This is a genomic window from Sphingobacterium puteale (assembly GCF_003627955.1).
GTDB classification, from domain to species: Bacteria; Bacteroidota; Bacteroidia; order Sphingobacteriales; family Sphingobacteriaceae; genus Sphingobacterium; species Sphingobacterium puteale.
This window is the reverse complement of sequence record NZ_RBWS01000001.1, coordinates 118,947-143,930: the sequence shown is the minus strand read 5'-3', so window position 1 is coordinate 143,930 and position 24,984 is coordinate 118,947. Positions and strand designations below refer to the sequence as shown.

16 protein-coding genes are annotated in these 24,984 nt (G+C 39.5%); 12 read left to right on the top strand and 4 right to left on the bottom strand.

Annotated elements, in window-relative coordinates; genetic code table 11:
• Positions 1-62: 62 nt before the first annotated feature.
• A complete protein-coding gene (locus D7322_RS00615) occupies positions 63-2,372 on the bottom strand; it encodes a putative monovalent cation/H+ antiporter subunit A (RefSeq protein ID WP_121120555.1) in 2,310 nt (769 codons plus the stop codon).
• A gap of 399 nt (positions 2,373-2,771) precedes the next feature.
• Between D7322_RS00615 and D7322_RS00610 the strand changes: the two genes are divergently transcribed.
• From D7322_RS00610 to D7322_RS00555, 11 genes are all read left to right on the top strand, one after another.
• Complete coding sequence (locus D7322_RS00610) at positions 2,772-3,299, top strand: RNA polymerase sigma factor (RefSeq protein WP_121120554.1); 528 nt, start codon at positions 2,772-2,774, stop codon at positions 3,297-3,299.
• 46 nt (positions 3,300-3,345) lie between these two features.
• Positions 3,346-4,503, top strand: coding sequence for a FecR family protein (locus D7322_RS00605; RefSeq protein WP_121120553.1), 1,158 nt, complete (start codon positions 3,346-3,348; stop codon positions 4,501-4,503).
• A gap of 250 nt (positions 4,504-4,753) precedes the next feature.
• Positions 4,754-8,314, top strand: a complete 3,561-nt coding sequence (locus D7322_RS00600) for a SusC/RagA family TonB-linked outer membrane protein (RefSeq protein WP_183078571.1) — start codon at positions 4,754-4,756, stop codon at positions 8,312-8,314.
• 12 nt (positions 8,315-8,326) lie between these two features.
• The gene (locus tag D7322_RS00595) at positions 8,327-9,949 is read left to right on the top strand and encodes a RagB/SusD family nutrient uptake outer membrane protein (protein ID WP_121120551.1); all 1,623 of its coding nucleotides are present in this window, start codon (positions 8,327-8,329) and stop codon (positions 9,947-9,949) included.
• A gap of 1 nt (position 9,950) precedes the next feature.
• The gene (locus tag D7322_RS00590; RefSeq protein ID WP_121120550.1) at positions 9,951-10,862 is read left to right on the top strand and encodes a zinc-binding metallopeptidase; all 912 of its coding nucleotides are present in this window, start codon (positions 9,951-9,953) and stop codon (positions 10,860-10,862) included.
• A gap of 6 nt (positions 10,863-10,868) precedes the next feature.
• A complete protein-coding gene (locus tag D7322_RS00585; RefSeq protein ID WP_121120549.1) occupies positions 10,869-11,714 on the top strand; it encodes a DUF4302 domain-containing protein in 846 nt (281 codons plus the stop codon).
• Positions 11,715-12,588: 874 nt separating this feature from the next.
• Positions 12,589-13,020 carry a nuclear transport factor 2 family protein gene (locus D7322_RS00575; protein ID WP_121120547.1) on the top strand — a complete coding sequence of 144 codons (432 nt, stop codon included), beginning with the start codon at positions 12,589-12,591 and terminating at the stop codon, positions 13,018-13,020.
• Positions 13,021-13,498: 478 nt separating this feature from the next.
• Entirely contained in the window at positions 13,499-17,041 is a 3,543-nt protein-coding gene (locus tag D7322_RS00570; RefSeq protein ID WP_121120546.1) for a SusC/RagA family TonB-linked outer membrane protein, read from the top strand.
• Positions 17,042-17,194: 153 nt separating this feature from the next.
• Positions 17,195-18,568 (top strand): RagB/SusD family nutrient uptake outer membrane protein, encoded by a 1,374-nt coding sequence (locus tag D7322_RS00565; RefSeq protein WP_245971212.1) that lies wholly within the window; start codon positions 17,195-17,197, stop codon positions 18,566-18,568.
• A gap of 225 nt (positions 18,569-18,793) precedes the next feature.
• Positions 18,794-19,174 carry a hypothetical protein gene (locus D7322_RS00560; RefSeq protein ID WP_121120545.1) on the top strand — a complete coding sequence of 127 codons (381 nt, stop codon included), beginning with the start codon at positions 18,794-18,796 and terminating at the stop codon, positions 19,172-19,174.
• Positions 19,128-19,757: an energy transducer TonB gene (locus D7322_RS00555; protein WP_121120544.1), complete on the top strand. Its 630-nt coding sequence runs from the start codon at positions 19,128-19,130 to the stop codon at positions 19,755-19,757. Before D7322_RS00560 ends, D7322_RS00555 begins: the two co-directional genes overlap by 47 nt.
• A gap of 73 nt (positions 19,758-19,830) precedes the next feature.
• Here D7322_RS00555 and acs read toward each other — a convergent pair whose 3' ends face one another.
• Positions 19,831-21,747, bottom strand: a complete 1,917-nt coding sequence (gene acs / locus D7322_RS00550) for an acetate--CoA ligase (protein ID WP_121120543.1) — start codon at positions 21,745-21,747, stop codon at positions 19,831-19,833.
• Positions 21,748-21,932: 185 nt separating this feature from the next.
• Here acs and D7322_RS00545 point away from each other — a divergent pair, with 185 nt between their 5' ends.
• On the top strand, positions 21,933-22,802 hold the full coding sequence (locus tag D7322_RS00545) for a UbiA prenyltransferase family protein (protein WP_121120542.1): 870 nt from the start codon (positions 21,933-21,935) through the stop codon (positions 22,800-22,802).
• 68 nt (positions 22,803-22,870) lie between these two features.
• Here the strand turns inward: D7322_RS00545 and D7322_RS00540 are convergent, their stop codons facing one another.
• Together D7322_RS00540 and D7322_RS00535 are read right to left on the bottom strand one after the other, a co-directional pair.
• The gene (locus D7322_RS00540; protein ID WP_121120541.1) at positions 22,871-23,815 is read right to left on the bottom strand and encodes an NAD(P)-dependent oxidoreductase; all 945 of its coding nucleotides are present in this window, start codon (positions 23,813-23,815) and stop codon (positions 22,871-22,873) included.
• Positions 23,805-24,983 carry an FAD-dependent monooxygenase gene (locus D7322_RS00535; RefSeq protein ID WP_121120540.1) on the bottom strand — a complete coding sequence of 393 codons (1,179 nt, stop codon included), beginning with the start codon at positions 24,981-24,983 and terminating at the stop codon, positions 23,805-23,807. The genes D7322_RS00540 and D7322_RS00535 overlap by 11 nt, the downstream gene beginning before the upstream one ends.
• Position 24,984 lies beyond the last annotated feature (1 nt).

Genomic DNA, 24,984 nt, shown 5'->3' with positions numbered 1-24,984 from the left:
GATACAAGCCTAAGGCTTACGTACTGACTCCCTTTTTAATTTCCAATTTTAACTTTTTCATTTTACTCTTTATCAGAGGATTTTAAACGTAATTTTAGTAAGCTATAGACACCCAGGGCAGCTATGCTCAGCACAACGATTTCAAACATGGTATCGAAGCCCCTAAAGTCCACGAGCAGCACATTGACAACATTTTTTCCTTTGGCCAATACATAAGCATAATCACCATAGAAGTCACTAATATCTGTGGTTGTCGGTTCATGTAAGACACGTAAGGCGACCATGGAAAGCAGCATGCCAAATATGATGGCGACCACGGCGTCCCGAATGATGGTACGTCGGTTTGCCAAATTTAGGAAAGACGGTAATTTGAAAAGGACCAGTACAAAAAGAACCACTGTTAAAGTGTCAATCGTAAATTGTGTCATTGCTAGATCCGGTGCACTATAGAACACAAAGATGAGGCATATCGCATAGCCTACAACACTTGTCGCTACCACTGCGGTTAATCTTGATGAGGTTCTGATCGTCAATACAATGGCGCCGATTAAGATACATACGGTTGTCACCTCATAGAAACTCACAGGTGACAGGGTATCCCATTTGATGTGTAATGGACCGCCCAGGTAAAGCTGATAACCAATCAATAATTCTGCGAATAGAATGATCTTCAATAAATAGGAGCGTAGATAGCCATTGTGCATCTTTGCGGTAAAAAAGGCCGAAAATAATTCAATTTCGTGGGCACATGCGTTGAAAATATTCGCTGGCGAAATTTTCTCAAACGTAGCGATCCAGACCAGTTTCTTGTGACTAGGCGTGTTGGAAATAAATACAAGCGTTCCGACCAAGATGGTGATGGCACTCAGCAAAAGTATGAGGTTAAAACCATGCCATATTTTTAGATGAAAGACCTCCTGTTGCGCCAAGATGCTGTTTGCGGTTGGTCCGGAAATCCAGTCGCCAACAAAACCGGGAAAGCAACCAAAGATCACTCCCAGTATTGCCAAAAGCAACGGTGGGATCCACAACGATTTATAAGGTAAATGGATATGGTCAAACTGTTCAGGTAATCTGCCGATAAAGGGTTTGATTCCAGCCATAAATCCAGCCGATACCAGCAGTATGTTTGTTGCTACGGCGGCTATTGTCAAGTAGAGGAATAAACTAGGGGCAGCATGTAAAGTAGCCTCATAGATCAGGTCCTTTCCAATAAATCCAAAGGTCAAGGGCACGCCTGCACTGGAGAGAGCGGCAAGAAAGCCAGCAATGGCAACAGGCATCAGGACTTTGCGTAAGCCCTGTAGAACCGTGAGATCCCTTGTCCCGGTTTCATGGTCTATAATACCCGTAATTAAGAACAGCGCAGCTTTGTACAAGGCGTGCACGAGAATAAAAACACTTGCAGCGATGACAGCTTCCTTAGACCCAAGCCCAAGTAAGAAAATCAAGATCCCCAGTGCGGATATTGTCGAATAAGCCAGCACCCCCTTAAGATCCGTTCTGAAAAGCGAGTGAAATGCTGCGTAGAGCATGGTAATACCACCGATGATCATAAGCGAATACATCCAGATCGGATTTCCGCCCAAGATTGGCGAGAAGCGGGCCAGCAAATATATCCCTGCTTTCACCATAGTTGCAGAGTGAAGGTAAGCTGATACCGGTGTTGGGGCCTTCATTGCCCCCGGCAGCCAAAAATGGAAGGGAAACTGGGCAGATTTTGTAATGGCACCGAGCGCGACCAGTCCAAAAATAAGCGGGAAAAGTGGGTGCTGTTGAATCAAAGAAACCTTGTCGACAAGTTCGCTGATATTATACGTGCCGGCGATATTGCCCATTAATACAAAACCGGCAAGCAGAAAGAACCCGCCAAGACCTGTAATGGATAGTGCAGTCATTGCACTTTTCCTGGAATCCTCCTGATCGTTATTGAAGCCGATCAGGAAAAACGAACTAATGGATGTTAGTTCCCAGAAGATAAAGAGCAAGAGCATGTTGTCCGAAAGCACCAGACCCAACATGGCGGACATAAACAAACAGAGGTAGCCGAAAAATCGGTCGATGTATTTTTGTCCCTTCAGATAGGCATTCGCGTAGAAGAATATACACGCTCCTATTCCAGTTATTAGCAAGGCGAAAAGCAGGGAGAGCCCATCTAATTTGAAATCCAGATTGATACCTAATGACGGAACCCACGCTGTGGATTGGACAAAATAAGATCCCTGGCCGATAGGTACCACAAATTTTGTAAAATACAGAAATAGGAGTACCGGTAAGAATGCGAGAATAAAACCCCATTTGGTTTTTAGGAATCTACCAAATGGAACAATAAGGCTCGATGTTATTAATCCTGATAGAACAGTAAATAGCATTTAGTCTTTGTTTTAATTTTTATTGGAAGTATACGTTTTTCAATAAGAACCTTCGAAATTTCATCGCTGTTGATACATATCTGGCTATGAAGGTTTTTTTTGAAAGTCTACAATATAGGGAAAAAAGACGGAAATTAGAATTTTTAGAATGTTTTATTGCTTGTTAAAGTATAAAAAGGGATGATTTTGGACAAATTGGATAACCAAAATTACAATTTGTTTAGTTCGGATGAAAAACTATTTTGTAACTGCTAAAATATTTTTGCTATTCACAAAATAAATAAGCATTTTTACAATACAATTATTAAACATCCGGAATTGGATGTGTTTATTTACCCTAAATAACAATCTCATCTATAGTTATTACAATAGAAAAGTGAGAGCGAAAGTAATCTAACTATGCAAAAAGAAGAAGTATTGTTCAAGACGCACTATAATGGCCTGTGTCATTTTGCCTGGAAGATAGTTGGCGATCTTACCGTTGCTGAAGATCTGGTACAAGACTCATTTATAACATACTTTAAAAATACGGTTCAAGTGAGTGATAATGAGATTGCAATAAAGAATTATCTTTATAGTTCGGTCCGATTTGCTTGTTATAATCACATTCGCCATGAAAAGGTTCGTCAAAAATACTGGAATGTTGTTGGTTTTACCGAAGAGGACAATACTGCATTGGAATTAAATATGATTCACAGTGAAGTTATCCAGGAGATATATCGAATAATTGAACAAATGCCCTTTGCCTGTCAGCAAGTTTTTCGATTAGGCTATCTGGAAGGGTTATCTAATTTGGAAATCACCAAAGAGCTGCAAATTAGTATCAATACTGTAAAAACACAAAAACAACGCGGCATGAAAATGCTTTTGAAGCGCTTAAATCCAGAATTTATCCCCCTTATTATTTTTTTGTTAAAAAATATTTAAATCCTTGTCACCCTTTATACAGTCTTAGGTTTCTTTATTGTAATCAATGAAAGAAAACACAGGACATATTGCAGGTTTAATCCAAAAATTCCTTAATGGTCAACTGACGGAGGAAGAACAAGAGCAACTTGATGCATGGCTCAACAACAATTCACAGAATAAGAAATTTTTAGAATCATTCCGAGAGGCTAAGCATATAGAAGACGATTTGGCAATCTTTCGTCAATTGGATGCTAATAAGGCCTGGAAAAAGCTGAACGAGAAAAAAGGTAAAGGATCTAGATCATTTAAAAGATGGTCTCTGGGTATGGCAGCGTCGATTGTATTTTTGATGGGAAGCTATATATTGTGGCGAGTGGCTTTGTCGCCGCTTGAGTCTGAAAACAAACAAGTCGCTATATCCAAAAAGCAAGATGTCGAACCAGCCACGAGCGGTGCAGTATTGGTATTGGCCGACGGTACAAAGGTCTCCTTAAATGATGATTCTACAAAAAACCTGGCTAAAAATAATAACCTGATCGGTAATAGCAACGAATTGGTGGTCAAAAAATCAGAGCAGCCTATTCCTTTGCAGTACAACTTGTTAATTGTTCCTAAAGCAAGTTTCTATAAGATGACCTTAGCTGATGGAACAAAAGTATGGGTGAATGCTTTATCTCAATTAAAATTTCCGGCGCAGTTTTCGGCAAAGGAACGCCGGGTAATTTTGGAAGGTGAAGCCTACTTTGAAGTCTCCCCCAAAAGAGATCAACCTTTTATTGTAGAATCAAAGGGCAATGAGATCGAGGTACTGGGAACTCATTTTAATATTAATGCTTATTCAGATCAGGTACGTACAACGTTGGCCGAAGGAAGGGTAGAGGTTCGACAAAACGATCAGCTCGTGGAATTACACCCGGGTGAATATGCGGCATCCTATAAAGATAATTTGATTAAAGGAAAAGCGGACTTAGCACATGATCTGGCCTGGCATAACAATGAGTTCTATTTCAAAAAGGAAACCATTAAGAATATTGCACATCAATTGTCGCGGTGGTATGGTCTGGATGTGACATTTCGCGGAAATGTTCAACTGGATAAAGAATACACAGGGAGCATTGAGCGTGATGTCAAATTATCCCAGGTGCTCGAGATGTTGTCTTATGTCAGTGATCTTAAATTTGAGGTTGAGGGTAAAAAATTAATTATTGCGACAAGAACTTAAAAATAATTTATTTAAAACAACTGAATGCCTATGACAGAATAATACCTAAACAGAACGACCTAAAAAAGAGAACAGGAATGTTGCAGCATCCCTGTTCAGAAAAAGATGTGATCATCAGGTCCTAAATCTAAAGTTGAACAATTAAAATCCCAAATTAATCACAAAGTGTAAATGTATGAATAACTTACCATTTAGCAAAAGGTGGCCCTTGATCCCTCAAGATCCACGTTTTTGCAAACCATTACGTATTATGAAAATTAGTACATGTCTTTTATTCGCATTTGTAACAGGTGTCCATGCCAAAGGGACGGCACAAAAGGTTACATTGAATATGAAAAATGCGCGTATTGAAGAAGCGTTATCTGCTATTTCAAAGCAATCTCATTTGCGTGTATTGTACAGTGAAAATCTGAATTCCAAATCACGAATTTCAGTTAAAGTCAAAAACGTCTCCGTAGAAGAAGCGCTGAATGCTGTATTGAAGCAGAATAATATTGAATACAAGATTATTGCGAATACAATTTCCGTTAATAGTAACTCAAAGGAAATTGCAGAAGTTCCTTCGTTTAATGTTGTACAGAATACTATTTCTGGAACGGTGAAAGATCAAGACGGGAAAGGATTAGCAGGAGCAACAGTGTCTGTAAAAGGTAGTTCAGTTTCTACACAAACAAACGAATATGGGGGCTTTAGAATTGCAGCACCATCTAATTCCACTTTAGTCGTAAGATTTGTTGGTTATTCACCTATAGAGGTTAGAGTAAATGATAGAAATACATTGTCGATCATATTAGAATCTAACGAAAAGCAAATTGAAGAGGTGGTTGTAACAGGAATGGGGAGTAAAATAGATCGCCAAAATTTTACTGGGGCTACGACGAAAGTAACCATGAAAGATGTTGAAATTGGGGGAATGCCTGATCCAAGTCGCTCATTAGAAGGTCGGGTCGCAGGGGTTTCTGTCCAAAATACAACAGGTACTTTTGGTACTGCACCAAAAATTCGTGTGCGTGGCGCTACTTCTATTTATGGAAGTTCTAAACCATTATGGGTTGTTGACGGAATTATTATTGAAGATGTTGGTGATGTATCTTCAGATGCTTTATCGTCAGGTGATGCACTAACTTTAATCAGCTCCGCTGTTGCGGGATTAAATGCAAATGATATAGAATCGTTTCAAGTACTGAAAGATGGTTCTGCTACCTCAATTTACGGTGCGCGTGCAATGGGAGGGGTAATTGTTATTACAACGAAAAAAGGTTCCTCCGGTAGAAACTCTTTTAATTATTCTACGGAGTTAACTTCAAGAGATATTCCGAGTTATAATACATTTAATATCATGAACTCACAAGAACAGATGTCTTTTTATCAGTTCTTGAATCAAAGAGGTTGGTTAAATCTTTCTGACGTTTCAGCAGCGTCAGAAAGTGGTGTTTATGGAAAAATGTATGAGTTGATAAATAAAGGGGAATTATTAAATACACCTGAATCAAGAAATGCATATCTCCGCCAGGCCGAATTTAGAAATACGAATTGGTTTAAAGAGCTATTCAGCAGAGCTATCATGCAAAATCACTCCGTCAGTATGTCGTCGGGAACTGATAAAGCTCAATATTACACTTCTTTAAGCGCAGTTAATGATCCAGGATGGGCCAAGCAAAGTGGTGTTAAGCGCTATACAGCTTTGTTGAATGCATCTTACAATCTATTTGACAATTTAAAGTTCAATATTTTATCAAATGGTTCTTATCGTGATCAGCGTGCTCCTGGTACCTTGGGGCAATCTATTGACGTTGTCAGCATGCAAGTAAAACGTGATTTTGATATCAATCCATATCAATATGCATTAAATACATCTCGTACGCTAGACCCAAATGAATCCTATACGCGTAATTATGCCCCATTTAATATCTTAAATGAATTGGAAAATAATTATATGGATATCAATGTTGGTGATTATAAATTCCAAGGAGAGCTTTCATGGAAACCTGTAAAGCAGTTAGAACTAACAGCAATGGGTGCCATTCGTCATCAGCAAACTTCGCAACAGCATTATGTCAAAGATTATTCCAATCAGGCATTAGCTTATAGATCGATGCCTACAACTACGATTAGAGATAATAACCCGTATTTGTATACCAATCCTGATGATCCTTATGCAGTTCCGATTTCTATTTTACCTTATGGAGGTATCTATAATCGTACAGACTACAAAATGGATTCGAAAGTTTTTAGGTTTAATTTTAATTATAATAATACATTCAATGAAATCCATAAATTGTATGCTTTTGGGGGAGCCCAGGTTACAAATGATAGCCGTAACAATGAATGGTACAGGGGTTGGGGTATTCAATATGAACTAGGAGAGATTCCTTTTACGGATTATAGAGCCTTCAAACAAAACCAAGAGCAGAATACAGAATATTTTAAAGTAAATAATACTCGGAATAGGGAGGCTGCTTTTTATGGGCAAGCAAACTACACTTACGATGATCGGTATACTGTAAACGGTACGATTCGTTATGAGGGCACTAATAGGTTGGGAAAGGCTACTTCAGCACGATGGTTACCAACTTGGAACGTTGCTGGAATGTGGAATATCTATAATGAACAGTTTTTCAGAAATCTCAATTCTCCATTTAATGCTCTGTCATTGAAGGCTTCTTATAGTCTTACGGCGGACCGAGGGCCAGCTTTTGTTTCAAATTCTCAAGCTATTTATTCGAGTTATAACCCTTGGAGACCAGGGACTGTGGACAAAGAAACAGGGCTAGAAATGGATCAGTTAGAAAACTCAATGCTTACCTACGAAAAGAAAAATGAATTCAATGTAGGACTCTCTGCAGGCCTGTTTCAAAATAGATTAGCAGTTGATATTGATTATTATTCTAGGAAACAGCATGATTTAATTGGAGAAATTAACACACAAGGTTTAGGCGGCCAGATTACTAAATACGGTAACGTAGCTAAAATGAAATCTAGTGGTCTTGAAGTCAGTGTTTCTGGAACAATTTTAAGAAATAATGAGTTTTCATGGACGTCAAGCTTTGTTTTTACCAGGGCGACAAATAAAATTACGGAATTGGAAAACCATAAGCGTGTATTAGATCTAATTTCTGGAAATGGCTTTGGTGTTGAGGGGTATCCAGTTCGGTCGATGTTCTCTATTCCATTTAACAAATTAGATATAAATGGTTTGCCTATTTTTCAAGGACCGGATGGGCCAACGACAACGGGAATTTATTTTCAGGAAAGAGACAATGTCGGCTTTTTGAAATATGAAGGTCCTACAGAACCAACCACAATGGGTAGTTTTGGTAATATTTGGGGATATAAAGGTTTTAAATTAAACGCATTCTTTACGTATTCTTTTGGAAATGTTGTTCGTTTAGACCCAGTATATCAAACAAGATATTCTGACTTGACAGCTACAACCAAAGAATTTTGGGATGCATGGACAGTCCCTGGTGATGAGGCAACTACCAATGTTCCTGTTATTTTGGATAATCGTTTTATTCGTAATGATAGTGAATACCGATATGCTTACAATGCGTATAACTATTCAACTGTGAACATTGCTAAAGGTGACTTTATTCGTTTGAAAGACTTGTCATTGAGTTATGACTTATCTAAGGAAGTTGTGAATTCGCTAAAAATAGCCTCATTAGGTTTTAGATTCAATGTAACCAATTTGTGGTTAATTTACGCCGATAAACGCTTAAATGGTCAGGATCCAGAGTTTGTTAATGCGGGAGGGGTGGCGTTGCCAATTCCTCGACAATATACATTAACAGTACGTTTAGGTCTTTAAAAAATTGAAACAATGAAAAGAAAAAGTTTATTAATATTGGCTCTATCAGGTGTACTTTTATCAGTTTCCTCATGTAACAAATACCTAGATGAGTTGCCAGATAATCGTGCCGAGCTGAATAATACAGATAAAATAGCTAAGATTTTAGTTTCTGCATATCCAACTAGTAGTTATGGAATGGTTACGGAGCTATCTTCGGATAATACCGATGATTATGGATCTACAAATCCTTATTCAAGTCGGATATTGGAACAAATTTATAATTGGGAAGATGAAACAGAAAATGATGATGACGCAGTTAACGCCGTATGGGAAGCCTCATATAAAGCAATATCGAGCAGTAATGCAGCGTTAGCGGCGATAGAAACCTCAGCAAATCCAAGTAGTCTGAATCCTCAAAAAGGGGAGGCTCTAGTTGCAAGAGCATACAACCACTTTATGTTAGTCAATATTTTTGGGTTACATTATAATAAAGTAACTTCTAAGACGGATTTGGGAGTGACTTATATGTTAAAGCCTGAGACTACATTAGATCCGAAATATACGAGAAATACTGTTCAAGAGGTTTATGATTTAGTTATAAAAGATCTTGAAGAGGGAATTCCGCTCATCGATGATTCTAAATTTGCAAGCAGTTCTGCTGCAAAGTATCATTTTAACAAAACTGCTGCATATGCATTTGCCGCACGTGTATACTTATTTATGGGCGAATGGCAGAAAGCTGCTGATTATGCTTCGTTGGCTTTAGGAGGTGATGTAACGGGTTCACTAAGAAATTATAGCCAAGTAGCGGCTTTTGCATCTGTATTTAATAATACATCTAGAGAATATAACTCCAGTGCATTAAAGTCTAATTACCTTATTTTAACATCCTATTCGAATTTGGGAACTACTTTTGGCCCATATTATGAAAACTCTAGATTTAATCATAATGGGGTTATTGCTCGAAGGGAGACGGTTTCGGCTACACCTCCTTATTTAGCGCGTTCATATTGGAACGCTAATGAAACACAGGTAAATCCGGTCTTTAATTCATTAAATTATCGAATTAGAACCTATGTTTATGGAGGAACGAATTTAGATAAAACTCTTCTTCCCCACGTTGCATATATGTTTGAATATACAGATCCTGTTGCAGGAATCGGTTATCGTAGAGCTGTAATTAGTGAGTTTACTTCTGAAGAGGTTTTATTGACTCGAGCTGAAGCAAATATTCATCTAAAGAAATATACTGAAGCATTAAGCGATATGCAAATGTGGGCTGGTAATACAGTGAACTTTGCATCCGCCATGAGTGAGACTGTTATTAATGATTGGGCTAATCTTTTTGGGTATTATACACCAACAAAACCTACTCAAAAAAAGAAATTTAACGTGAAGGATTATATTATCGAATCTGGCACTCAAGAAAACATGTTGCATGCTGTCTTGTTTATGCGTCGAATCCAAACATTACATACCGGATTAAGATGGTTTGATATTAAGAGATATGGAATAGAATTGAATAGAAGGACTTTATCAGGTGGTCAAGTAGGAACTGTTTCATCAAATGTTTTAAAAGTTGACGATAAAAGAAGGGCAATTCAGCTTCCCAAAGATGTTATTAGTGCAGGTTTAACCCCAAATCCTAGATAAAATGAAATTGAGAAACATAATATTACTTGGTTCCATGATGTATCTTGGAGTTACATCATGTAGTAAGGAAGAAAAGTTGGATTCAAATAGTGTTTTTGTGGATCCTAAAATCGAGCAGAATGATTTTGATAAATATATCTTTAGCAATTTCACGACTCCATATAATATGGAGATCATCTACAAATATGTAGACCGTGAATCTGATCTAGATTATAATTTGGTTCCAGCTCCATTTGAATCATCAATTCGGATGACAAAACTGTTAAATTATTTGGGATTGGAACCTTATAATGATCTGACGGGTAGTAAGGAATTTATTCGAAAATATTTTCCAAAACTAATCAATTATATAGGTTCTTTAGCTATTCGGAATAATGGAACTGTTGTGCTAGGAACAGCGGAAAATGGAACAAAAATGACTTTGTATAATTTGTTGAGTTTAGATGAAGAGTCGGGTAGAGACGCAGATTTTTTAACTACTTATTATTTCAAAACCATCCATCACGAGTTTCAGCATATTTTGAACCAAACTAAACCATATCCGTCGGATTTTTCTGCGATTACTGGTACTACTTATGTAGATGATGCCTGGAATACTGTTTATCCGGAAAATCCAACTGGTCGTGCTAATGCAATTAGTGCTGGGTATATATCCCCATATGCTTCTAAAGCCGCAACGGAAGATTTTGCAGAACTCTTTTCAATTTATGTTACACGCGATCAGGCAGGATGGAACAGTTGGATTAATCTTCCAAATGCTTCCGATGCTGGAAAAGCTATTATTAATAAAAAATTGGCTATCGTAAAAACTTATATGAAAGAACAATGGAATATTGATATGGATTTATTGAGAACTAATATTGTTGGAAGAATGAGTAAGTTGGACACATTTGATCAAACTACAATAAAGTAATAGAATATGAAACGAAATATAGTTTATTTGATATTTTTCGCATTGCTGCTTATTGGAAGTAGTTGTGATAAAAAGAGAGATCGTTTTTTTGAAGATAATCCCACAGAGCGATTAAATACAGCTGTTGATGAAGCATTTAATATATTAAAATCACAAAAGAACGGTTGGACAATGCAGTATTTTCCAAGTTCAGACTTAGAATATGGAGGCTATAATTTATTTGTCAATTTTCGAACCGACGAGAATGTAGAATTTCAAGCTGATTATATTCCCTATTTAATTGAACCTGATTATAGCACACAATCGAGTACATATAAAGTGTATCCTGGTGCTGGCCCCATATTGACTTTTGATACATGGAATGAGATCATGCATTTTTTTGCTTTGCCTGGGGCGTATACTGGTGAAGGCGCGGTCGATAGTGGGACTCAAGGTGATTTTGAATTTTTGGTAATAAAAGCAACAGCAGATTCTGTAATCCTACAAGGTAGGAAAACATTGAATAGAATTGTGATGCTTCCGATTAAATCGACCCCTGCGACCTTTATTGAGAAAATGCAAAAAAATGCCGCCAAATTTGATTCATTTGAGGACTATATGGTCGAAGTAGGTGGGGAAACCTATGATGCCTACTTTATTTCAGATTTGAAACGAGCTTTTGTATTTGATGATCCTGAAGACGAAAATATTTACTCGTATGTATATACAGAGACAGGATTGGAATTTTATAAAGAATTCAGTATAAAGGGTGTTAAGGTTAAAAAAATGACATATGTAAACCCTACAACAGGTTATCCAAACGGTTATTTTGAAAACCCTGAAAAGACTGTGAAATATATTCCGGTAGGATAGATTCATTGTTTATGTTTATTTAATGGCCCTTTCATAATTATGGAGGGGCCATAATTTAAGGTTAGTATGAAAAAATCTAACTTAAAAATAGTATTAATTGGTTCTATAAGCAGCTTATTTTACGTTTTCGATAGTTCATTTTTACTTCATTTCTACAATACCTGAAAAGATAGAAACTGGAATTGGAGTTATTGTTGAACTGTTTACAATTCCAATAATGATTTTAATAAGCTTGTATAGGAATATGTATTTCCCAAATTTTTGTTAAGAAACAATATATTCCTTTACTGTTCGTGGCCTTAGTAAGTAATTTGATTAGTATTTTTTGCTTTTTTTGGGTGAATGTCTTTATGTGAATACAGTGTAATTTATTGCTCAAAACATGTATTAAAATAATGTGAGAAATTTGGTGTTTAAAATAGGAATGGAGTTAATTATGAAAAGTCATTATAAGTTATTTTTAAGATACTGTCTAGGAATGATTGTTACTATAATTATTTGGGAGTGTACTGACTGTTATTTTCAAAAAGAAGTTAGAGAATATACGCTAGGTTGGATCGCTGCGGCATTTATATGGGGAATCCTTGGTGGTTTGATACTAACATTTGTTGACGGGCGATCTAGAAAGTGAAAGTCTTCTCCGGTTGATAAGGTTATTGCCTTACCATGTTTTTTCATTTCACTCCTTCTTTTACCGCCCGATCCCCCTCATTCACCGACTTTTTCCGAACGTTAGTCTAAATGTAATAAAATAGCATCATGCGTTGTCTTACTTTTGAATCAGAATCTTAAAGGAAATGATGCAACAAAATCAATATCCTTGCGACAATTATAAAAGAGACAAAAAAACTAACAATATAAAGTATAAAAGGTTATGAAAACTTTAATAAAAACATTCGCGGCAGCAGCTTTGATCACGGTATCAACATGTACAATGGCAGCAAGTAATCCCGGAAAAGCATTGAACCTATCCACAGCTGACTTGGCTATTGATAGCTATGTATCGGTGATGACCGAAGGAGTATCCGGTGGAGTGGAGCAATTATTTACCGCCGATTTTAGCCAAAAGATCCAAGGTCAGAATGGACGTACCAATAAACGCTCAGAAGTGATTTCCTTTTTGAAAAAACAAAAAGGAGAAAAACTCAACTGTAGCACAAATACGGAGATCTTAGAGGAATCCGAAAATTACATGGTCGCACGCATTACAATGAAATTCGACGATTTTATAAAAACTGATCTCGTTACCTTAGTAAATGAAGCCGGAAGCTGGAAGGTTGCAAGTTCGGTAAACTCATACAAATAGCAACTGTTTAATTAAATTCATATGTTTATTTTTAGCCACGTCGTGATGATGTGGCTATTTTTTTTCACATCATCCCTGAGATCGTATTTTCCATTCATCCAGAATCTGTATCGACATTTTAGCTAAGCCCTAATCAAAAGTAAACGCGGTATTCGATCTCAAGTTGCCGGCGGATTTTTTTCATCATTATAAGTAAAAATATTTTATAGTATTGTTTTTTAATATATTGATATTCAGAAGATTGTGTTTTTATTTGTCGTAAATGCATAATGCATCGTTAATGTTTTTTTGAAATTAATATCAATAGTTAATAACAAATTAGATTTAAGGACGTTTTATTATCTATAAGTATATGTAACAAAATTGATATAAATGAACGGATTTTAACGTATCGATGTTTCAAATTTGTTACATGTATTTCCATTTTTGCTTGGAACGTCATTATTTCAATTAGTTTCTTATTATAAATATTTAACGTATGATGCACCCCCTAAACCACACTCTCCTCATTGCCTGCGGTTTTGTTCTTTTCTGCCACTCAGGGCAGGCTCACACGACCGAAATCAAGTACCGCACTAATGTAGTTGGGCGTACCAAACCGCTTTCTTTCCTTGCGGTTGACACGATCGGAATTAGCGGTAAAGTCACAGATTCATTGGGAACAGCACTTGCAGGAGTGGTCGTTACCGAAAAGAAAACGGGCAATAGCGGATTGTCAGATCAAACTGGAGCGTTCAGACTTTCAGCGGACCCTAATGGTGTATTAGTTTTTATAAAAACTGGATTTGCCATTAAAGAAGTTCCTGTAAACAATCAAAAACTTATAGAAGTCGTCCTGTCGCCTGGTACTGCGGAGGTGCAAACAGATTCGACAGCCAATAGCAGGGATTCTTCGTCCACTGTCGCAGCTGGTCGGGATAGCACGACAAAAGTTACTGCCGGCCGGGATAGTATAACTGTTGCTGGCCAGGATAGCACTAAAAACGCCACTGGTAATCAGGATAGCACTAAAAACGTTGCCGGGAATCCGAATGGTTCTGGTGCAGTGGCCGCTGGAAAGGCATCAGTGAAAGGAACTGTAACTGGGCCCAAGGGGCCGCTGCCGGGAGTTACCGTAGCGGTAGTCGGTACAAATGTGTCTGCAAGTACAGATGAATCCGGTAAATTTCAAATTGCCGCTGGCCCGAAGAACGAACTCAGGTTTTCTTCGCTCGGCTTCGAAGCAGTCACGCAGCTCGTTGGAGATCGGAAGGATATACAGGTCGTGCTTAGCGGTGAAACGAAAGTGCTTGATTCTGTACAAGTTGTTGCGGTAGGTTACGGTACGATGGATCGCGCGACATTACCGAGTGCGGTATCGAGTATCGGTGCTAATGAGATCAAAGACGAAGTATTGCCAAGTATTACCCAGGCCATACAGGGTAAGGCGGGCGGGGTTCAGGTTACCCAAAAGTCGGGCTCTCCAGGAGGAGGGATAAGTATCAGGGTAAGGGGTACAACATCAATCAATGCAAGTTCGGACCCATTATATGTTGTCGATGGTATTCCAGTCAACAGTACGACCAACTTCACGGGAGGGTCTACATTTGATTTTGGAGGCGGTACCCAAGGGATCAATGTGCTATCCTCGATCAATCCCTCTGATGTCCAATCCATCGAGATATTAAAAGATGCGGCATCCTCATCAATCTATGGTTCAAGAGCTGCAAACGGCGTCGTCCTGATCACTACGAAAAAAGGCGTAGCTGGACAAAGTGAGTTCAACTTTAATATGTACGAAGGATTCTCACAGGTGCCGAAAGAAAGGTATTACGATTTTATGAATACCGAGCAGTATCAGGATTATATGAAAGATTATTACAAAATCTTACAGCAACAGGATCCTAAAGCGGTTATTCCCGAGCAGATATTCTCCAATCCGAATGTCAATACGAACTGGCAGGATGCCATCTTCAGAAATGCAGGAACCAGGAATTACGAGCTTTCATCAAGGGGTGGAAGTGAAAAGACACAATATTACACATCTGTTGGCTACATGAAGCAGGGCGGTGTACTGTTGGGATCCGACTTCAACCGCTTAAGCGGTCGTATAAATCTGGACCATCAGCACAATGAAAAACTTAGATTTTCTACTGCAATCAACCTAACCAGAGCTGTCAACAAACGTGTTCAGGAAGAGAATTCAAAAGAAGGAGCCACTAAGAGTGGCATATTTTCTCCGCCCAACTTAGCGGTGCGTGACGAGACAGGCAACTTTGTATATGATCAGGTGAGGGCGACACGTGAAAATCCTGTCGCTATGCTGACGCTCCCGACCAATGAAGCGCAGACTTTTCGCGTATTGGCAAATGCCAGCGCAGAATACAATATAGTCCCAGAGCTTTTACTAAAGACAAGCTTTGGTACAGACATCAGTTTTATTGACGAGACATTCTTTATGCCCCCTGTGGGGCTTCGTTCGTATGCGAGTCAGGGTGGTATCGGCGCACGCCGCAATACCAGGGACCAGCTTTGGATCAATGAGACAACACTGACCTATGACAAGAAATTTGGTGATCATAGCATCAATGCCTTAGCTGGCTTTTCGGTTCAGGAATCCAGGCTTGAGTTTGTTCATGGACAACGTTCAAATTTCCCCAATAATGATATCCCTTATATTACGGCCGGAGGGGTTATTACTGGTGCAAATTCGTATCCCGAAGAATGGGCTATTGCTTCTGGATTTGCTCGTGCAACATATATCTACAAAGATAAATACATCCTCAATGCGAATGTGCGCTCGGATGGCTCATCACGATTCGGGGCTGACAACCGTTGGGCAGTATTTCCTTCATTCGCAGGGGCATGGCGACTTACAGAAGAAGATTTCCTAAAGGATTCTAAGGTGCTCGATGATTTAAAACTTCGTGCGAGCTGGGGAATTACCGGGAATCAAAATATCGGGAATTATGCCAGTCGTTCTTTATATTCTAGTGGCTACAATTACATGGGACTCGCGGGGTTTGTGCCCAATGTATTGGGCGATCGTAATTTAAAATGGGAGACCACCAATCAGTGGAATGTTGGTGTAGATGCCGGGTTCCTGGGAAATAGAATTTCGGTATTGGCCGATTACTATTACAAGAAAACAACGGACTTGCTAATCGGACTGCCTATTCTGACTAGTTCAGGTTATCTCACCCGGTTTACTAACTCCGGTGATATTGAAAATAAAGGTTTCGAATTTGAACTGACGACTAAAAACTTAGTCGGCGAATTCAAGTGGACCACTTCGCTGAACATGACTTTTAATAGAAATAAAGTAGTTGCTTTACCTGAGGGATTGACAGAAATGCGTGGCGGGGTAGGTGATCTGAACCGTGCAATAGTGGGACAACCCCTTGGCGTATTCTATGGCTGGCAAGCGACAGGTGTAAATCCACAGACAGGGATGATCGATTATTTAGGTGCTGATGGCTCTGCCGTAACACCTACGGATTACAAAGATCAAAGGATGATCGGCGATCCTAATCCATCGTTCTTTGGAGGTATTACCAATAATTTTGCTTATAAGAATTTTGATTTAAGTGTCCAGGGGCAATTCACTTATGGGAATGATATCTTCAATTATAACCTGGCTTCGGGACTGGAAGGATTCAACCCGAGTTCCAATCAGTTTGTTGACTTTGTCGATAGATGGAGAGCACCCGGCGATATTACCGATGTTCCGAGGCCGGCACCCGGGGACCTGAGCAATGGTGCAATATCCTCAAGGTTTGTCGAAGACGGCTCATTCTTTAGAATTAGAAATATCACATTCGGTTATACATTGCCGTCCAGTATCGCGGAGAAGATCAAAATGAAAAAACTCCGTTGGTATGCTACTGTGCAGAATGCTTTTGTATTTACAAGCTATAGAGGTTATGACCCAGAGGTGAGTTCAAGTCATGGCGGTGCCAACACCGGACTGATCTATGGGTATGACTATGGCAGTTATCCACAGCCGCGTATATTCACTACCGGTGTTAACGTAACGTTCTAAGACACTCAATAAATCACGATGATGCCTGCGGTCCGGATTCACGATTCACTGTTTATAAACCGCTCCCGGGACAAGCACAACAGGGATAATAAACGGAGTATGGCAAGCTCGTTTAAGCAATTTAAAATATATACTCGTAAATAATTTGTACGGATGAAAAGAAATAAAATAATATTACTTTGTTTGGTGACCATGATGGCTTCTTTTGCAATATCATGTTCCAAATTCTTAGATCGAGACCCGCTTGGACAGATAACCCAAGATGAATTTTTCAATTCCGAAACCAATGCTAATGCTGCTGTTTTGGGAATGTACCGGACGATGATGAATTCATTCTCTTTTGGTCAGTCTATCATTGTTGTTCCAGAGTTTTCGGCAGCTCATGTTCGGCATGCTGCAAGTTTTCCCGAATACGAAAACTTTTTCGAGCACAGAATACAAGCCATCAATCCTTGGATAGCCAATATATGGCAGGCTGTGTATACCACGGTCAATGCGGCCAACCAAGTTATTGAGGAAGTGCCTAAAATGACCGGGGCCATGATCACGGAAGACAAGAAAAAGATGTTTGTTGGCGAAGCTAAATTTATAAGAGCGCTGAACTATTTTTTTCTGGTACGTGCCTTTGGTAAAGCACCGCTGAAACTTTCCTATACCAAAGAAGGGGATAATATTGATATCGCTGAATCTGACAAAGCAGCACTCTATACACAGATTGTTAAGGATCTAACAGATGCGATTTCTGCGCTTCCCATAGAGAACCCAAATACAGGTGATGCTGCCAAGGGACGAGCTTCTCATTGGGCAGCGAAAGCGTTGCTGGCAAAGGTCTACCTGTATCAGGCTTCCATTACCAATGACTATAAAAAAGCAGCGGATATGGCAAATGAAGTTCTGACAGCAGGTGGCTTTAACCTAGTGACGGATTACAGTACAATTTGGACGACACAAAATACAAACGAGGCTATTTTCGAAATCCAATTTGACGATCAGGCAACGAATCCGCTTGCAGCGGTTGCAAATGACAATCCCAGCGTGCTGTTCTTTGCCAAAGATTCTGCAATCCTTGACCTATATTCGGAGCAGGACAAACGAAAGGATTTTACTGTGAAAAAAGGAAGTAATAATAATTACTTCATGGGCAAGTTTCCAAATTTCTCACCAGCCAGTCAAAACCTTACTGTTATCCGGCTTGCGGAGATTTACCTGATCCATGCCGAGGCTAAAGCACGTGTAGATAATAGTGTGAGTACAGCAGCTTACAACTCGTTGAAAGCTGTACAGGCACGTGCAGGTGTCACGGTTCCAATAGATACCTACAGTAATTTGGACGCCTTCATCACCGCCGTGCAGGAAGAAAAAGAAAGGGAACTTATGTTTGAAGGTGAGACTTGGTTTGATTTTGGCCGCACGAAATTAGCGCTTAAAAAATATGAAAATCTGAAAGATGAGAAATTCCTTTTATATCCTATTCCTTCTGCACAGATAAGTTTAGGGACTGGTCTTACACAAAATCCGGGATATTAATAATTTTGCCGAATTTTCCCATGCGCTGATATAAACTTAAGCCACTTCATCAATGAGGTGGCTTTTTCTATCATATTCTGAGTTGTTAACATTGTTATTAACATTATGTGGAAAACTCAATCGCTTTAATTGCAGTTCTGTTGAAGGAACCTAATAATTATTTAACCTGGTAATTTGTAATTTACTCTACCGATTTATTAATTTATACAGATATTAACAACCATTATGAAGTATTATTTACATTTTCCGGTGAAACTTATTTGTTTTCTTCTATTCAACCTTTGTGGATTGAGTCTTTCAGCACAAATCGCCTTTACCACATATCATAAAAAAGATGGTGATGAAACTGAACAAAAAGATTCGGCCTATTTTTTAAGGACAGTCCATGTCGATGCCAAGGGCAAAGATAAGATCTATCGAATTGAGGAATATTATCTGCGCAACGACTCGATCAAACTCAACGGTATCAGTAAGAATGGACGTAACCCATTCCAATTTCAAGGTAAGAAATATGAATTCTATGAAAATGGTACATTAAAGAGCCTAGAGAATTTTACCGATGAAGGAGAGCTCGTGGATTCTGAAAATGATGGTTTTTTATCCTAGCGAACTTCACAAAAAGAAGTTACAAGTTAAAAAGCCAATCTACATTGTATATTATGATTCTCTTCAGAACAAGACATTGGAAAATGGAAATGGACGTATTCGCTTTAATGTAGAAGGAAAAGAGGAATATGAAGAAGGTGAAATTGTTAATAATTTACGTGAGGGAGAATGGAAAGGATGGACGGGAAAAGATTCCTTTGTAGAAAATTATAGTCAGGATAGTTTATTATCGGGGGCTTTAACAAAGGCGAATGGCGCTATTGTTCAATATGATTCAACGACTTATAAAGTCAATCCAGAGTATTCGGGAGGAATATATAAGATGATGACTTTTGTTGCCAGAAATTTTGACTACCCAAAAGAGGCCATGAAAAATGGTGTCAGCGGTATTGTGGAGATAGATTTTGTCATCAATAAAGTTGGCGAGGTTGAGGATCTTAAGGTCAAGCAGGATTTGGGGTTTGGTACTGGGGAAGCCGGTATACGTGTCGTAAAGAAATTTGGGAAGTGGAAGCCCGGATTGCGACGAGGCGAGCCTTTGCGTGTGGCATATACCCTCCCAATACGATTGAATTTAAGATAAAACTCAGAAACTCATTGAAAGTCGAAAAGCCTCCCATTTGGGAGGCTTTTCTTTGTTAAAGGTTCTAGCAGAACTATTTTTTTAAGCTTTCAGCACCTTGTATAATCCCTTCGACTACCGTTGGATCCTGTAGCGTTGAGGTATCTCCCAAATTGCTGATATCCCCTTCAGCAATCTTGCGTAGAATACGACGCATAATCTTACCGGAGCGTGTTTTTGGCAGGTCCTTGACAAACTGGATAATATCCGGTTTGGCAATAGGGCCAATAATACGCGATACAGTCTCCATGATATCTTTCCGCGTAGCATCTGCATCGGTATGGTGATTGGCGATAACATAGGCATAGATACCTTGGCCTTTGACTGGGTGCGGGTAGCCGACTATAGCGGATTCCACAACATCAGCGTGCATGTTAATGGCATTTTCTACTTCAGCAGTACCGATGCGGTGACCGGATACATTCAAGACATCATCCACACGGCCCGTGATCTTGTAATATCCTTCTGGACTACGGTAACAACCATCGCCCGTAAAGTACATGTCTTTGTAGGTGGAGAAGTATGTTTGTCTACAGCGGTCATGATCTCCCCAAGTCGTCCGTAACATACCCGGCCAAGGGAATTTGATGCATAGATTACCTGTTACATCATTGCCCTCGATCTCTTTTCCGTTCTCGTCCATCAATGCGGGTTGTATTCCCGGCATCGGGAACATGGCATAACTTGCTTTTTCGGGCGTGACGCCAGCTAATGAGGTGATCAGGTGACCCCCATTTTCCGTCTGCCAATAGGTGTCCACGACGGGACAGTTCTTTTTGCCTACTTTCTCGTTAAACCAGTTCCAGGCTTCTTCATTGATCGGTTCACCTACTGATCCCAATACACGCAAGGACGAAAGGTTATTTTTGTCGACAAATTCATCCCCGAAAGCCATTAAAGAACGTAGTGCTGTAGGGGAAGTATAAATGATATTGACTTTAAATTTATCAACAATATCCCAATAACGGCTCGCATCTGGGAATGTAGGGATACCTTCAAACATCAGTGAGGTAGCTCCTTGCGATAATGGTCCGTAGACAATATAGCTATGACCGGTAATCCAACCAATGTCGGCAGTACAGAAAAATACATCATTTGGCTGGTATTGGAAGGTATTCATAAAGGTGTATCCTGTGTAGACCATATAGCCACCACAGGTATGTACTACACCTTTGGGTTTGCCTGTAGATCCTGACGTATAAAGGATAAATAAAGTATCCTCGGCATCCATTTCTTCTGCAGGGCAGGCTGGGTTACCTTGCGTTTCCACTTTCTTGATCTCATCTTCCCACCATACATCACGCCCCTTGATCATGGATACTGGTGTACGTGTACGTGTCAATACAATGACTTTCTCTACACTATCACATTGCATCAACGCATCATCCACAATATTTTTAAGGCCAATGGTTTTATTACCACGGTAACTGCCATCGGAAGTCACGATCAATTTGCATTCCGCATCCTCAATACGATCCGCAATCGAACGCGCAGAGAATCCGCCAAAGACAACGGAATGGATAGCACCGATACGCGCACAGGCCAGTACCGCAATCACCAATTCAGGTACCATCGGCAAATAGATACAGACACGGTCACCTTTTTTGATATTGTTGTTCTTTAATACATTGGCAAATTGTTCGACCTTCTGTAGCAATTGTTTGTAGGAAAGGATGCGGTGCGCTTCATTTGGGTCATTTGGTTCCCAGATAATCGCAGGTTTATCGCCATTGGCATAAATATGACGGTCTAGGCAGTTCTCAGTAATGTTTAATTTTGCACCTTCAAACCATTTGATATTAGGTTCCTCAAAATTCCAGTTCAGCACGTTGTTCCACTTTCTCTTCCAGAAAAAATGATCCGCTATGCTCGCCCAAAACTCCTCAGGTTGTTCTACACTTCGCTTATATTCGCTTTGATATTCTTCAAATGATTTTATTTGTAGGCTCATTGTTATAGGATTATTATGAATTATTTTAATTTATAAAGTTATCGTTGCGAAATTGTTTTTGATACTTCAATTTCGGTGTACAATTTAGCGGTTTTTGCCCATTTTATCAACATTTTGATGTTTAATATAATGTTAAACTACTTTTATTTATCAAGATTGTTATCTTGCGGTAAGTTTAGACGAGCATGTTGTTTCTAAGAAAGATATTCTATATCAGCATTTATACGAATATTTTGATTGCATTGGCCGCCATGGCGCAATGTGCGCTGACTTATATCATATTTGAACGGCCAATCAATTTATATATAGTTCTGGTTGAGGGAACAGCAACATTGTTGCTCTATAATTTTAGCTTATGGTGGTCTAAGCCCAAAAATCCAAAAGAATCAAATTTTGCACGCACCCGTTGGATATTTAACAATGAGTGGGTAATGTGGCTTAATAATGTCATTGCATTGATTGTTCTTGGCTACTGTTTGCTACATATTCACTTGTATTCATTCTTGTTTTTAGGCTTTATAGGAATATTGAGCTTATTGTACGGAATGCCTCTATTTACCTTCCATAATCGAAAAGTGGGATTGCGGCAAATCCCAGGGGCCAAAATCTTTCATATCGCTTTGGTTTGGGTTTGTAGTAGTGTGGTACTCCCTTATGTCGAGTTGTTCAATATAGGGGATACGATAGCGCGTTGGGTATTTGCTGCACTTTGTGTGCTCAAATTTATATTCTTGATTATTTGCACACTACCTTTTGATATCCGTGACATTCAGCAGGATTCTTACTATCATCTGCGCACGCTGCCCAATATGCTAGGGGAGCAAAAAGCGAAAAATCTAACTTATAGCCTGTTGTTATTACATAGTTTGTTAATCCTTGTTGCGCCATATCTGCTATGGATCAAGTTGGGACTGATCTTAACCAATATACTGATATATGCACTCCTAAAACTGGCGGTTTTCAAAACAAAAGATCACTACCATTATGCCTACTTATTGGACGGTAGCTTAGTGCTACAATTTTTGATCGTGGTGTTGTTTAAATCATTTTCATAGTCCCCGAAGACGCATAAAGAACAAGGGCTTTAATTAGAGGAACTTGAGGCCAATAAGTGTCATCTTTGTTAAAGCGTTTCCTGAAGCTTTAAAAATGCAATAATCTTATCTGCAGCAACTGCCGATAATTTGTAATAGCTTTCAAATGTCCAACCTGCTACGTGGGGGGACAAAATTACATTGTCTCTACTAATAAGGTCTGGATACCAGGTCTGCTCGGCAAGCTTAGGAAACTTTTCAATAGGGAGCACATCAAAGGCTGCGCCAAGGATCCGGCCTTTGTCAAGACCGTTTAATACAGCCGGTACCTGTACAATTCCACCCCTAGCGCCTAATAGGAAGAAGATAGGTTTGCTAAACTTCGATAAATAAGCATCATCAATCATTTCCTTTGTTTCGGCGGTCAGCGGAATATGGAAGCTAATAATATCCGCTTGTGCATAGATATTCTCCATAGTGGACTCTTCTGCATACTGGTCCGTATAGTCGGTCCGATATTTATCATAAGCCAGTATCTTCACGTCAAAGCCCGAAAGTTTTTTGGCCATAGCCATACCATTATGTCCATAGCCAATCAGACCAATTGTACGCCCTTTAAGTTCATACCCACGGTTGGCTTCGCGCAACCACTGGCCAGCCCGCACTTGTTGATCGCCCCGGTTGAGATTGTTCATCAAGCTTAACAACATGCCGATCATGTGTTCGCCCACCGCATCTCGGTTTCCTTCATTGGCAGGAATCAATGTAACCTGTTTTTGAAGGGCAATTTCATCATCGATATTATCCATTCCGGCTCCGGCACGTGCGATAAAGCGCAGATTCGGTGCTAAGTCAAAGAATACTTTGTCTACCTGAAATTTGGAACGGATAACCATGCCTGAATAGTTGGCAATAATCTTTTCAGCTTCCTCACGTTTTATTTCGGGGCGGTAGTCATAAGCGATCCCCGCCTGCTCAAATTTCTCCAACATAATTTCGTGGATGTCATCGACAATCAAAATATTAGCTTTCATGATTACTGTTAATTTGCATAAAATCTACTGACAATAGTTTGTTTAATTGTTGCTGTTTGAGCTCGTTGGGCATTATTTTCATAAAAAAATTGCGCATGCCGATCAAAAGCGGGTTTTCCCATTGGGCGATTTTGCCAATCTGCCAGGAAGTGTTACTAATATAGTTGACGCGATCCAATCGACGCGTTTCAAATCGCGAGAAGGCTTTTTGAATGGATGAGGCTGTTTTCAATTCATCCAGCAGCACCGCGACATCTTCTATGGCCTGACAGGCACCTTGTCCCAAGTTGGGGGTGGTGGCATGACCGGCATCTCCGAGTAAAAGGATATTGTCAAAAGCAAGCTGTCGTAACGGGACGATATCGATAATGTCATTCCAGATCAATTCCGTATCCTTCGTCTCTAATAGAATTGTCGGAATAGGGGCATGGTAATCTTTGAAATTATCCAGCAGATCCGCCGTGGTCCAATTCTTTAAATGTTGATTTTGTTGTACACTATTGATACAGGCGTACCAATAAATACGGTTACCCACAAGAGGCGTCATACCAAACCTGCCTTTTGCGCCCCATGTTTCTGTGCTTTTTTTTAGCTGTATGCTGCTATTGTCAATTGTCGCCCGCCAACAGGTGTAGCCTGAATAGCGAGGGATTGATGTCGGCAGCAACTGTTGGCGTATAAGGGAGTGCACACCGTCAGCAACAAGTAAAGCGTTACCCATTACTTGGCTACCATCGGCAAAATGAACGCGGATCTTTTCACCTAATCGCTCAAACGACAGCGCACGTTTGCCAAGATGGATTTGACTGTCGGGAATCTTTGACAGAAGAAATCCGTGCAGGTCTGCTCGGTGTATGGCAAAGTTGTCCTGTTTGTATTTTTGACTGATTGTTTTGGTATTCGGTTCGACCAAAATATTTCCTTTTTGATCCAGAACATTATAAGAACCAAGATAATGTCCAATTTGACTGATTTCATCTTTTAGTCCCAAATGATCCAAAGCCTGCATGGCATTAGCCGCGAGACCAAATCCGGCCCCTATCCCTTTGAGTTCAGGCACACTTTCATAAACATGAGCTTCAATACCTAACTGTCTCAGGCCAATTGCGGCACATAATCCAGCGATACCTCCACCAACGATGATAAATGTGCTATCTGTTAAATTCATC

Coding starts and splice junctions, on each gene's coding strand:
- D7322_RS00545 (WP_121120542.1), top strand. CDS start 21,933: ATGTTGTTTCTAAGAAAGATATTCTATATCAGCATTTATACGAATATT.
- D7322_RS00610 (WP_121120554.1), top strand. CDS start 2,772: ATGCAAAAAGAAGAAGTATTGTTCAAGACGCACTATAATGGCCTGTGT.
- acs (WP_121120543.1), bottom strand. CDS start 21,747: ATGAGCCTACAAATAAAATCATTTGAAGAATATCAAAGCGAATATAAG.
- D7322_RS00590 (WP_121120550.1), top strand. CDS start 9,951: ATGAAATTGAGAAACATAATATTACTTGGTTCCATGATGTATCTTGGA.
- D7322_RS00600 (WP_183078571.1), top strand. CDS start 4,754: ATGAAAATTAGTACATGTCTTTTATTCGCATTTGTAACAGGTGTCCAT.
- D7322_RS00540 (WP_121120541.1), bottom strand. CDS start 23,815: ATGAAAGCTAATATTTTGATTGTCGATGACATCCACGAAATTATGTTG.
- D7322_RS00615 (WP_121120555.1), bottom strand. CDS start 2,372: ATGCTATTTACTGTTCTATCAGGATTAATAACATCGAGCCTTATTGTT.
- D7322_RS00555 (WP_121120544.1), top strand. CDS start 19,128: ATGAAGGAGAGCTCGTGGATTCTGAAAATGATGGTTTTTTATCCTAGC.
- D7322_RS00585 (WP_121120549.1), top strand. CDS start 10,869: ATGAAACGAAATATAGTTTATTTGATATTTTTCGCATTGCTGCTTATT.
- D7322_RS00575 (WP_121120547.1), top strand. CDS start 12,589: ATGAAAACTTTAATAAAAACATTCGCGGCAGCAGCTTTGATCACGGTA.
- D7322_RS00560 (WP_121120545.1), top strand. CDS start 18,794: ATGAAGTATTATTTACATTTTCCGGTGAAACTTATTTGTTTTCTTCTA.
- D7322_RS00535 (WP_121120540.1), bottom strand. CDS start 24,983: ATGAATTTAACAGATAGCACATTTATCATCGTTGGTGGAGGTATCGCT.
- D7322_RS00565 (WP_245971212.1), top strand. CDS start 17,195: ATGAAAAGAAATAAAATAATATTACTTTGTTTGGTGACCATGATGGCT.
- D7322_RS00605 (WP_121120553.1), top strand. CDS start 3,346: ATGAAAGAAAACACAGGACATATTGCAGGTTTAATCCAAAAATTCCTT.
- D7322_RS00570 (WP_121120546.1), top strand. CDS start 13,499: ATGATGCACCCCCTAAACCACACTCTCCTCATTGCCTGCGGTTTTGTT.
- D7322_RS00595 (WP_121120551.1), top strand. CDS start 8,327: ATGAAAAGAAAAAGTTTATTAATATTGGCTCTATCAGGTGTACTTTTA.